Origin of the sequence: Micromonospora sp. WMMD723 (assembly GCF_049863385.1) — a bacterium.
In the GTDB taxonomy this organism is placed as follows: domain Bacteria; phylum Actinomycetota; class Actinomycetes; order Mycobacteriales; family Micromonosporaceae; genus Micromonospora; species Micromonospora wenchangensis.
In genome coordinates, this window is record NZ_JBMKNR010000001.1 from 6,394,205 (window position 1) to 6,406,541 (window position 12,337).

The following is a 12,337-nucleotide window of genomic DNA, read 5'->3' on the forward strand; positions in this document are numbered from 1 at the left end:
GGCGTGGACGGTCAGGGCAGCCAGGACGCCTCCGCCGACGCCCGGGACGCCGCCTCCTCGTAGACCGCCACCGCCAGCCAGGACTCGGCGAACGCCTGCCCGTCGTCGTCGGTGAGCCGCCCGAAGGCGTCCCGGGGCCGGGCCCGGGCCGCCGAGCCCATCGCGGCGAGCAGGTGCGCGCCGAGATCCAGACGGGCCAGCCGCAGCGTCCGCTCCGTCGGGTCGGCCAACGCCTGGATCGCCCGGCCACCCGAGACGACCCGCTCCACCTGCCGGCGCAGCAGCCCCAGGGCGGGATCGCCGAGCCGGGGACGCGGCACGGCCGCATCCGGTAGCCGGTCCGGTGCCACCGCCACCGCGCCGTCGCCCGCCCTGAGCTGGCTCGCGTGCAGCCGGTCGTAGCCGAGGTCGGCGTGACCCGCCCAGCTCGGCGGCAGGGTGAGCCCCGGTCCGTCGCCGTCGACCGGTGCCACGGCGAGCGCCTGCACGGTCGCCCGGCGGGTCGGATCGAGGCGGCCCACCAGGCGCAGCCGAGCCCCCACCGCCTGCCCGAGCAGGCGCAGGTTGGCCCGGTGCGGCAGGGCGGCGTGCTCGTCGGCGACGGTCAGCGTCAGGACCACCCCGTCGTCGGTGCCGACCAGCACGGTGTGCTCGTGCCCGCCCAGCACCCGTACGGTCACAAAGAGCAGGTCGGCACCGGCGGGACGTTCCGGCAGCGGCAGGGCCACCGCGCCGAAGGCCCGGCGGACCTGCTCGGGCAGGGGCTGGGCCCAGAGCCCGGCGAGAGGTTCGTCGGCCCAGCCGACCCCGGCGGCCCGCGCCGCCCGGACCGCCTTGCCGGCACCCAGCTGCCCCGACTCCGAGGCGGTGCCGCCGGACACCACCAGCCCGGCCCGGGTGAGCTGCCGGTGGCTGAGCCCCGACTCGCCCACCGCCACCGTCGCGTCGCCCGCCCCGGCGGCGCGGCCCACGTCCCCCGGGGCGAGATCGGCGACCGTCCAGAGTCGACCGTCGCGGTCGGCCAGGTAGGTGACCACCCCGGCGTACCCGGAATCGGCCACCACCGGGACCGTGCAGAGCCCGTACAGTCGCAGGCCGGCCTGCGGGTCGTAGGTCCGCCGGGCGGTGCCCAGCAACGCGCCCGGGTCACCTGCCGGGGTGTCCCCGCGCAGCTGGCGGGACACGGACAGCAGCTCCCGCAGGTCGTCGGTCAGGTCGGCCAGCCGGTGCTGGGGTTCCCCCTCCCGGGCGGCCCGCAGCCCGGCCGCGACCCGGGTGCCGGACGCCGCCGCCCGGTGCAGGCCGTTGGCCCGGGCCTCGTGCACCGCCCGCAGCAGGGCGGTCCGCAGCACCACCCCGCAGCCGACGGTCCCCGCCGCGAGCACCGCCACGCCCACCCGCCACAGTCCGTCGGCGGCGGCCCGCTGCCGTCCGGTGGGCGCGGGGGGTGACCCGGCGCCGTCCGCCACCGCGTCGCCGGTCACCCCGGCGGGCGGGTCGGTGGCGGCAGCCGGGCCGACGGGCCGGTCGGCGGCCGGCGGCCGGGCCGCGTCGCCCACCGGGGCCGCGTCGTCCACGGGGTCCGCGTCGTCCACGGGGACCCCGTCGTCCACCGGGGCCAGGGCGAGCACCGCCATCCGGTGCAGGCAGTTCGGCGCGAGCAGGCAACTGCACCGGGCGTCGGCGGCCCGGCGCACCACCCCGTCGACCGTCACCAGGGTCACCGTGGTCGCCTCGTCGACCTGGACGCTCACCTCACCGGCCGTGCCGGTGACCGGCCAGCCGCCGGCCCGGACGACCGCGTCGTCGACCTTGCGGCGCAGCCGGGCGGGCAGCGCGTCCAACGCCTCGGCCAGCACCGGCGCGGTCACCGGCGGCAGGCCGGTCACCGCCGCACCTGCTCCCCGACCCACCGGGCCAGCTCCAACGGGCTCAACGCGGCCACCGGCATCCCCGCCGCGACCAGTTGGCCCGCCGCCGCCACCGAGTACCGGGGCCGGCCGGTGTCGTCCAGGCTGGCGCAGCCCAGCACCTGACAGCCCGCCTCGACCAACGCCCGGGTCTCGGCCAGCAGACCACCCATCGGGTACCCCTCCTCGAAGTCGCTGATCACCACCACCATCGTCCGCTGCGGAACGGTGACCAGGGACCGGGCGTAGCGCAGCCCGGCCGCGATGTGCGTGCCCCCGCCGACGCTGACCTCCAGCAGCAGGGCGAGCGGGTCGTCCACCCGCTCGGTGAGGTCCACCACCTCGGTGGAGAAGGCGACGAAGTGCGTGCTGAGCGCCGGGACGCCGGCCAGCACGGCGGCGGTGAGCGCCGACCAGATCACCGACTCCTCCATCGAGCCGGAAACGTCGACGACGAGCACCAGCCGCCAGTCCACCCCCCGCCGGGCCCGGGTGTGGAACACCGGCCGGTCCGGCACCAGCGTCACCCGGCCCTGCCCGTCACGGCGAGCGGTGGCCAGGTTGGCCCGCAGCGTCCGGGGCAGGTCCAGCGGTCCGCCCGGCCGGTAGGTGGGGCGGGGGGTGGTCAACCCGGTCAGCGCCGGGCGCAGCCGGGCAGCCAACTGCCGGGTCAGCTCCGCCACGATCCGGGCCACCAGCGGGCGCAGCCGCGCCACCGTGGACTCCGGCAGCCCACCGGCGAGGGTGAGCACGTCGCGGAGCAGCTCGACCGACGGGCGGACCGCCGCCGGATCCAGCTCGGTCACCGCGTCCAGCCGGCCCGCCTCCACCGCCCGGGCCAGCACCTCCTCGCGTACCCCCGGGCCGAACAGGGCGGACAGTTCCTGCGCCCACTCCCGTACGCCGGGGAAGGACGCCTCCCGACCGGCGCGGCCGGCCGCCTCGGCCGCCGCCCCCTCGCCCCGGCCGGCCCCGTACAACTCGTCGAGGGCGGTGGCGTACCGGCGGGCGCGCGGCCCGACCCGGGTCGACTCCCTCCCGAGCACCAGCCGCCACCGGTCCACGGTCGACAGCCCGCCGGCCGGGGCCCGCCGGGTGGCCGGCCGCGTCGCGTCGGCGGCCGCCGCCGGCTCCGGCGACGGGGCCGCCGGCTCGGCGGCGAGCAGGCCCTGCGCCACGAGCGCCAGGCGGCCCGCCGCGTCGGCCCGCAGCCGGACCAGCAGGGCGTCCGGGTCGTCGAGCACCGCGACGTCGGCGTCCGGGCCGGCGTCGTCGAGCCGTCCCCGGACCACCTCCAGCAGCCGGTCCCGGCCGGCCGGGCTGACCACGTGGAAGCCGGCGCGCAGCGCCGGCAGCCGGGTGAGGAACTCCTCGTCGGGCAGGGTCTCGACCCGCTCCAGGAGGCCGTCGAACACCTCGCCGTTGGCCCGCAGCAGCGGTTCGGCGACGACCAGCAGCCCGGTCAGGTGGCCCTGGAGCTGCTGCCGCCCGGTGGGCGTGGACGCGGTGTCCACCCAGGACGCGACGAGCCGCCCGAAGGCTGCGGGTTCCCGCAGGCCCAGCAGCACCCGGACCGCCCCGGCGGCGGCGGCCATCAGCGGGGTGCCCCGGGCGGCGAGCCGGGCCAGGCAGTCGGCCAGCCGCAGCCCCGCTCCGGCGGCGTCGGCCCGCTGGGCGAGCGTGGCCAGCGCTTCGGCGTCCGCCACGTCCTGCGCGCCGGCCAGCCCGTCGACCTGGCGGACCGCGGCACTCTCCAGCGTCTCGGCGACCCGGCCCAGCTCGTCCGGCGGCAGGTCGGCACCGCCCGGCAGGTGCCCCAGACGCAGCCGGTCGAGCAACGCCAACGCGGTGACCAGCTCGCCGAGGGTGCCCTCGGCCGGGACGGTGACCGCCACCTCGGCGAGCCGGCGGGCGGCCAGGTCGGTCAGGTCGCACCGCGCGGCGTCCGCCAGGCCGGTGATCACGGCGGCGACGGTCGGGCCGTCCTCGGCACGTTCCCGCCGCCGCCGTTCCACCAGCGCACCATCGGCGGCCTGCCCGAGGGTCACCCCGCGCAGCCCGGCCACCTCGATCGTCGCCTCGGTCCGGGGCGACCACTGCACCCGCCACCTGGTGGTGACCGGGTCCACCCCGCCGACGCCAGCACCGCCGACCTGTTCGGCGTACGCGACGTCACAGACCTGGAGCCGGTGCAGCGTGACCTCCCGCCGCCGGTCCAGGGCGGAGCGCAGCGGGTCCAGCCGCAGCTCCCTGGCCGGGTCGCCGGCACCGGGCAGCCGCAGCCCGGCCAGCAGCTCACGGACCGCCGGGGCCAACCCGGAGCGGGGGGTGCCGGGGGCCAGCACGCCGCGCCGGTCCCCGACGAGCACGTGTTCCATCGCGTGCGCCACGGCCCGGCCCCGGCCGAGCACCTCGCCGTGGGCCAGCACGCTCTGGATCGCCTCGACCAGTTCACCCCGGCCCGGCGCGGGCAGGCCGCGCAGCCGGGCCAGGTCGAGCGCGAGCCGGACGGTCTCCCGGGCCTCCCCCGGGCCGGCCGGGTGACCGGCCCGGCGGATCGCCGCGCAGACCGCCACCACGGCGTCCGTCGTCGCCGACTCGACCGCCGCCGGGTCGCCGTCGGCGGTGAGGACCGACTGCTGCCACTGCGGGTCGCGGATGCCGGCGGGATAGCCCGACCGGGCGTCCAGCAGCCCGAACGTGTACGGCACCAGCGAGGTCACCGCCGCCGGTGCGCCGGCCGGGCCGGCCGGTGGCGGGGCCTCCCGCCCGACCACCGACACCGGGGCCTCCTCCCCGGCCAGCAGCGCCGGAGCGTGGAACGCGCCGACCAGGGCGGCGACCCGCCGCTGCCCCGCCTCGGCCAGGCACTGCCGCATCCGGGCCTCGCGGCGCAGGTCCAGGGCGGACACCCCGGCCCCCCGCTCGGCGTCGGCGCGCAGCGCCCAGCCGACCGCGAGCGCCGCCCGGCGTACCGCCTCCGGGTCGGCGCCCGGGGCGCGGGCCTCGACCGACCGGTCCCACAGGTCCTCGTCGGCCCGCCCGCTGCCGGCGGCGCGCAACGCGTCGGCGAACGACCGGCCCGGCGTCGGGGCGGCACCCGGCTCGCGCTCCCGCCAGGCCGGGTCGGCCAGCGGCAGGTCACACGGTACGACCGGAACCCCGTTGCGGGCGGCCCAGCGCACCGCGACCAGTTCCGGGGAGAAGTCGGCGAACGGGTAGAACGCCGGCCCGCCGCCGTCACCGAGGACCCCGGCCAGCGCCACCGGGGCGGCGGTGGCCGGGTCGGCGAGCCACGGCAGCCACTGCCCCAGCTCCGGCGGGAGTTCCAGGAGCAGCACCTCCGGCCGGTATCCGGCCAGCAGCCGGGGCAGCGCCACGGCCAGCGCGGGCGAGTGGTGCCGTACCCCGATCAGGTACGGGCGGCGGTGCCCGGCCAGCGCGGCGACCGCGACCGTGGGGTCGACCGTCGTCGGCTCCCCGGTGGCGGGAACGGGCGGGTCAGTCGGTGAGGACATCGCGCAGTTCCCACAGCCGCCGCCACAGGCGTGCGCCGTCCTCGGCCCGTCGCCGCACCGCGCCGTCCCAGTAGCCGAGCAGCTTGGCCCCGTCGGCCGGGTCGTCCTTGCGGACCACGCCGAGCAGGTGCCCCGGCAGCAGCGACACCACGTCCCGGTCGCCGGGGAAGTAGGCCGCCGCCAGCGCCAGCGACGACGCGACCGCCACCGCCTCGGCGGTGCTCATCACGGTGGACGGCCGCTCCACCTCCCAGCCCTCGACCGACTGCCCGGCCCGCAGGTCGCGGAACGCGGTGACCAGCGCCTCCAGCACGGCGTCGTCGACGGCGAACGGGGCGTGCACCCGCTCCAGCGTGGCGCGGGCCTGCCGCTGCACCAGGGCGATCTCCTGGGCCAGGTCGCCGATCGGGCCGACGGTCTCGAAGTTGAACCGGCGCTTGAGCGCGGCCGACATCTCCGACACCCCCCGGTCGCGCAGGTTGGCGGTCGCGATCAGGGTGAACCCGGGTGCGGCGGGGACGGTGGCGTCGGCGGTGCCGGACAGCTCCGGCACCGCGATCCGCCTGTCGGACAGGATGGACACCAGGGCGTCCTGGACCTCCGGCAGGCAGCGGGTGATCTCCTCCACCCGGGCCACCGCGCCGGTGCGCATCGCGGCCAGGATCGGCGAGGGCACCAGCGCGGCGGCGCTCGGCCCGTGCGCGAGCAGCAGCGCGTAGTTCCAGCCGTAGCGGAGCTGGTCCTCGGTGGTGCCGGCGGTGCCCTGCACGACCAGTTCGCTGCTGCCGCAGATCGCGGCGGACAGCAGCTCCGACAGCATCGACTTCGCGGTGCCCGGTTCGCCGACGAGCAGCAGGCCCCGTTCCCCGGCGAGGGTGACGACGCAGCGTTCGACGAGCGCCCGTTCCCCGACGAACTTGGCCGCCACGGTCAGCGTGCGGGGCAGGTCGTCGCGGCGGGCCTGCCGGGGCAGTTCCAGCGCGACGCCGCCGCTGCCGACGATGAACGTGACGACCGCGCGCGGGGTCAGCCGCCAGCCCGGCGGCCGGGGCCCGTCGTCGTACGCGGCGAGGAACGCCAGTTCGGCGGCGTGCGCGTGCTCGGCCGGCTGGACCTGCCGGGCCGCACGCGTGGTCGTGGTGGTCATCGGCGTCCTTCCGTAACGAGATCGTCGAAGCGGGGTGCGTCGCCGTCGCACAGCCGGGCCCAGGCGAGCGCGAACAGCCGGGGCGGCGGGGCCACCGGGGAGACGATGCCCAGGGCGGTCACGCCGCCCTCGCCCCCGATCAGCAGCGGGAGCTTCCACCGTTCCAGCGGCAGCAGCGGTGCCTTGAGCGCCAACCAGCCGCCGGGCAGGAACAGTGACCGCCCGGCCCGGGGCCGCTTCGCCACCACGACGTGCCCGGTCGCGGCCAGCTCGGCGCGGGCCGCCTTGAGCCGGGCCGGCTTCCAGCCGGTCCACCGGGCCACGTTGCGGTCGGTCGGGTCGGGCAGGGCGAGCAGTTGCAGGTACAGCGCCGCCGCGTCGACGCCCAGCCCGAGCGTGGTGGCGACCGTGGTGACCAGGTCCGCGGCCGAGCGGGTCGGGTCCTGCGCGAAGCCGTCGTCCATCGCCGGGACGACGTGCGACACCACCTCGGTGAGCTGGCCGCCGAGCAGTGCCCGCAGCGCCGCGAGCAGCTGCTCGTTGACGTGGTCGAGGCGGGCCCGCAGCACGGCCAGCGCCGGATCGTCCGTTGCGGACAGCCGGGACGGGTACAACCGGACCCGGTGCCAGCGGTCGGTCGGCGGAATCAGCACCGGGCCGACCTCGGTGCCGGCCGGGCCGGTCGTCACCGGCAGGCCGAACGCGGCGGTGAACGCCGATAGTTTGGCCCCGTCGACGTGCCCGATGGAGACGGTGAAGCCAGGGTCAGCCAGCCGTTGCCGGGCCAGGTCGGCGGCGACCGGCAGCGCCGCCCGCATCGGGTCGTCGACGGCCAGGTGGTACGCCAGCCACGGCAGCGTCCTGGTCAGCGCGATCAACGCGTCGTCGTCGTCGACGCCGGTGTCGGCCCCGGCCAGCCACCGGCCGGTGGTCGCGTTGGCGACCCAGTGGAGCACCGTCGAGGCCGGCAGCGGGCTGGTCACCTCGGCCTTGTCCACTCCGACGATCAACTCGTCGGACACCGGTCGCCGTGGCCCGTGCCGCCGCACCCACTCCTGCACGATCAGATCCTGTCGGGGCCCGTCGACCCACAGCCGCGCCGGGTCCTCGGGGATCAGCCGCCCGAGCAGGTTGGCGAAGGCCTGCCGGCCGCGACCGCCGGTGCCCCAGAACCGGGCCGCCGCGGCGGGGGCCGCCGGGTCGGGCAGTTCCAGAATGGTCAGCAGTTCGGCGGGGGCCCTCTCCCACACGAGCCGGGGCAGGCCCGCCAGCAGCAGCACCGCCTCGGCGTGGCTCATGCCCGCCGCCTCGGACAGGGTGCGGGCCCACTCGGGCTGCCACTCCAGCGGCTCGTTGGCCCGGGCGAGCCGGACGAACTCGTCGATCCGCTGCGGCGTGACGTCACCGGTCGGCAGGATCTCCTCCCTGGTGATCCGGAAGCCGGGCACCGCCGAGAACCGTCCGGTCGGCGTCCAGTCGAGGACGTCGACCTCCCGGTCGTCGGTGTCGACGGCGAGCACCAGCAACCGCCGGCCGGCCTCGGTCAGCACCTGCCCCCGGACCTGGTCGACCGGCTGGTTGCCGTCGGCGACCAGGGTGACCCGCCGCAGTCGGCTGCCCGGGGCCAGGAGCCCGGAACGGGCGCACACCTCAAGCAACGTCAGCAGCGCCTCGCGGACCTCGGACAGGCAGATCGGGGCCACCGCCCGGTACATCGCGGCCGGCAGCACCCCCAGCAGGTCGAACCAGTCGAGGTCACCGTCCAGCTGCACCCGCGCATGCGTCGCGTCGGTGCCGGTGAGCGCGGCACCCGCGCGGGAGATCAGCCGCAGCGAGCTGTCCTCCGCGGCGTAGCAGTACTGGATCAGCCCGGCGAGCCCCTCGGAGAGCAGCCGGTCGACCGCCGGCGAACCGGCCGGGGCCTCCTGCGCCGGCAGGGCGTTGTCCTGCTCGCCGTCGAGCACGGCGGCCAGCGTCCGCAGCCGCGTCACCTGCTCGGCGGCCCGGGTGACGAGGCCGGCGACCCCGGCGACGAGGGCGGGCGCGGTGAGCTGCGGCAGGTGCCGGGCGACCAGGGCACGCACCTGGTCGGCGTCCAGCCCGGCCGCCTCGGCCAGCAGGGCGCCGGCCTGCGCGTCGGTGACGCCGCGCAGCGCCGCCGAGCCGGCCTCGTCGCGGGGCCGCAGGAAGTGCCAGTACTCCGCCGGTGGCACCAGCCGGCTGCCGGCGGCGAACGCGGACCGCTCACCACCGGACGGGTAGCGCCCGAGCAGGAAGCCGTCCTCGGCGCAGAGCAGCAGGTCGCCGTTGGCGCCCCGGCCACCGTGCAGCAGTCCGAAGGTGGTGTCCGCGCCGGGGAACCGCACCGCCGCCGCGAGCCTGCCGTCGGCGGCACCCGCCGGCAGGGTGAAGGACCGCCCGTTCACGGCCTCGCCGGACCAGCCGCCGTCCGCCGTGCGCCGCACCCGCCAGCCGGCCAGCCCGTCGGCGCGGCCCAGCGGGCTGTCGGACGACGCGGTGGGGCGCAGCCAGGACAGGCCGGCGTCGAGGGGTCGACCGTCGACGGTGCCGTCCTCGAAGAACGTCGGCCGGGAGAACCGTCCACGCTCGCCCGTCGTCGGGTCGTACTCCTGCCAGCCCAGCGGGTTGTCGGCGGCGCGCAGCCAGTAGGTGGTGCCGTCGCTGATGACCCGGCCACCGGTCCGCTCGGCCCGGTCGCCGACCCGCAACGGACGCCGCCCCATGGTGCGCCCGCCGCCGGGCAGCGGCAGCGACAGCTGGGGGTAGGTGGTGAAGGCGTCGTCGGCGAGGGTGAAGACGTCGTCCGGGGTGCCGCTCCAGTAGGCGGCCCGGTCCCGGCCCCGGTCCCAGCAGACCAGCAGTTGCCCGTCGACGTGGCGCAGCACCAGCCGCCAGCGGTACCGGTTCTCCCCGGCCGGGATCCGCATCAGGTGTTCCTGCTCCACCCCGTCCGGCCCGATGACCGTCACCAGGTCGCCGGTGAGCAGCAGCAGGTTCGGCCACTGCCCGGTGAGCTGCACGTCCGACGTCGACTCGGTGAGCCGTTCGGCGGCGGTGTCCAGGGCGGGCCAGCCGTACTCGTCGAGCAGGCCGGAGCGCAGCGTCCGGCCGAGGACCGGGCCGAGGTCGTGGTCGACGAGCCGGCGTACCGCGTCGGGGTTGACGGCGAAGCCGGTCGGGCAGGCGACGGTGCCGACCCGGTCGAGGTGCTGGTCGAGCGTCGGCAGCCCCTGCCGCCCGACGGCGTCGGCGAGGGTGTCCAGCCAGCTGCGCAGGGCGGTCCGCAGGCCCGGCACCGCGACGATCTCCCGTACCCGGGGCGTCGGGTCGCGCAGGTCCCGTCCGCCGGTGCGCAGTCGCCGTTCGACGCCCTCGACCAGCACCGGCAGGAACCGGGAGTCGGCGGCGACGGCGACCAGGTCACGCCGGCCGTCGGTGTCGTCGGAGAACCAGTTGTCCAGCCGGTGCCGGACGTCGCCGTCCGGATCCGCGACGGGCACCCCCAGGGCCAGGCAGGTGTCGAGCAGGTCGAGGTCCACGGCGTCGTGGGCGCGGCAGAGCGCGACCGGCACCCCGTCGGCCTTGAGCCGTCCCGCCATCCGCTCCACCAGGGCGAGCAGCCCGGGGTGCCGCTTGCGGACCCGCCACGAGCGGCGTTCCCGGTGCTCGTCGAAGCGGCGCAGCCAGCCGGCGGGCCCGTCGGGCGACTCGGCCTCGGCGGGGACGGCACCCGCCGGCCCGGTCAGCGCGCGGGTGGCGTCGGCCTCCTCCAGCACCGCCAGCCAGACGTCGTCGCCGCAGTTGCGGGGGGTGAGCCCGAGCAGCCGGCCGCGCAGCGCGGGGTCGGCCGTGGCGAGCCGGGCCAGTGGCTGCCGGTAGGCCGTCCAGAACGCCTCCGGGGCCCGGTGCAGGGCCGGCGCGGCCAGCAGCTCGCCGAGCACCCGCTCGTCCTCGGTGGCCGGGTCGAGGCCGGCGGCGCGGGCCAGCCGACGCAGGTCGGTGTGCATCGCCGCGTACGGCGGCAGGCCGCCCAGGGTGCGCTCCACGCACAGCCGCAGGAACATCGCGTACGCGTCGGCGGGCGTGCGCCGGGTCGCCAGGTCCCGGGCGTGGCCGGAGAGCGCCTTCGCGGTCAACGCCCCGGCCAGCGCGAACTCCAGGAACACGGCGTGCTGGCGGTCCTCGTCGATGGTCAGCCCGTAGGCGCGTTCGGCGTCACGGGCCTTACCGAACATGGTCGCCGCGTGGGTGACGCTGTCGGCGGCGAGGAACGCCCGGCCGGCCTCCTCGTAGAACGTCGGCAGGAAGTGCGGCACCGACCGGGCCAGCCGTTCGCCGAGGGCGTTGAAGCCGTCCTTGGCCGGGCCGACCCGGGAGCGCGCCGTGCGGGCCAGCCGCTCGATCTCCTTGACCAGGGCGAGCGCGTGGTGGCCGTTGGCGGGGTCGTTGACCAGCGCCCAGGCGGGGAAGCCGAGCGCCTGCTGGCGGACCACGCCGACCGGGGTCGCCCGCTCGGGTCGGGCGAAGCCCAGGAACTCCATGGACAGGTCCTCGGCCTCGCCGAGCGCGCCGCTGACCAGCCGGACCACGGTCCGTCCGGCGAGGACGGGGTGGGTGTACCGGCGGGCGGTGAGGGTGTCGGTGGTGTCGTCCTTGGCCACCACCGTGCCGACGGGCAGCACCGCGCCCGCCTCCAACAGGTCCGTCGCGTCGACGCTCACTGGTCCTCCTCCTGCTCTGCTGCCACGACCCGGCCGGCGTACAGCGCGGCGGCCATCCGGGTTCCCTCCGACCAGGCCACCGGGCCGACCTCGCCCAGCGGCAGGGCGGTGCCGTGCCGGTCGGTGAAGACGAGGTCACCGGTCTCGGTCTCGAAGTACGGGTCGTCCGCGCCGACCCAGGAACGGGCCTCGACGGTGACGCCGTTCTCGACGATCCGGCAGACGGCGTTACCGCCGCGCACCGGGTAGCCGAGCTTCGTCGCGCGGGCGGTCAGGTGCCGTAGCTGGTCGTACCGGCCGCCGGCGTAGCCGCCGTAGCGGGTCGCCGTCGCGTCGACGTCCGCGCCCCGGACCCAGGTCTGCCGGAAGAGCTGGTCGACGGACTGTCGGACCTGGAGTTCGGCGGCGAACTCCCGCAGGTCGTCGAGGTCGTCGAGGGTGACCGGGTGGGGGATGACGACCCGGTCCGCGCTGCGGCGGACGCTGTCGCCGTCGAGGTCGACCAGTCCGACCTGGCCGTCGCCCACCTCGCGGAGCAGGCCCACGCCGTCCGGGTCGCGCCGGCCGTCGTCGTCGAGCACGGCGACGACGAGGTCGGTGAGCGCGGTGCGCCACGCCTCGTCCGGCCACACCTCGGTCAGGACCGCGACCGGCACCGGCAGCGACCGCACCATCCAGCGTTCGATGTCGGTGCGGCACTGGGTCTCGTGCCGGCCCAGCCACTCGGTGAGCTGCCGCAGCCCCACCACGGTCGGATCGTCGCGCAGGGACGCCGGCACGGACCGCAGTTCCCGCCCCTTCGCGTTCCGGGCGACGACGTCGCCGTCGCGGAGAGTGACCTGGTAGCCACCCGACACCTCTGACCATCCCATGTGGACACCCCACGTCTCGACGGAAGAAGACACCGGAGGCTAGCCCACCCGGGCGACAAAGTCGGGGCGTCGTCCCGCCACCCGGTGACGGCCCGGCAACGACACGATGACTTCACTGTCGGTGACCATCGATGGGCGTGCCAGCGGG

At 77.0% G+C, this 12,337-nt stretch carries 5 protein-coding genes; all 5 read right to left on the reverse strand.

The genetic code is table 11. The annotated features are described in order from the left end of the window. Positions 1–11 precede the first annotated feature (11 nt). From ACN261_RS27755 to ACN261_RS27775, 5 genes are read right to left on the reverse strand one after another with little or no spacing between them, the layout of a single operon-like run. Positions 12–1,889: a hypothetical protein gene (locus ACN261_RS27755; protein WP_425852953.1), complete on the reverse strand. Its 1,878-nt coding sequence runs from the start codon at positions 1,887–1,889 to the stop codon at positions 12–14. Continuing rightward, entirely contained in the window at positions 1,886–5,428 is a 3,543-nt protein-coding gene (locus tag ACN261_RS27760; RefSeq protein ID WP_425852955.1) for a vWA domain-containing protein, read from the reverse strand. Before ACN261_RS27760 ends, ACN261_RS27755 begins: the two co-directional genes overlap by 4 nt. Beyond that, the gene (locus ACN261_RS27765) at positions 5,412–6,575 is read right to left on the reverse strand and encodes an ATP-binding protein (protein ID WP_421482604.1); all 1,164 of its coding nucleotides are present in this window, start codon (positions 6,573–6,575) and stop codon (positions 5,412–5,414) included. Before ACN261_RS27765 ends, ACN261_RS27760 begins: the two co-directional genes overlap by 17 nt. Continuing rightward, on the reverse strand, positions 6,572–11,317 hold the full coding sequence (locus ACN261_RS27770) for a hypothetical protein (protein WP_425852958.1): 4,746 nt from the start codon (positions 11,315–11,317) through the stop codon (positions 6,572–6,574). The genes ACN261_RS27765 and ACN261_RS27770 overlap by 4 nt, the downstream gene beginning before the upstream one ends. Next, complete coding sequence (locus ACN261_RS27775) at positions 11,314–12,189, reverse strand: DUF4132 domain-containing protein (RefSeq protein ID WP_425852960.1); 876 nt, start codon at positions 12,187–12,189, stop codon at positions 11,314–11,316. Before ACN261_RS27775 ends, ACN261_RS27770 begins: the two co-directional genes overlap by 4 nt. Positions 12,190–12,337 lie beyond the last annotated feature (148 nt).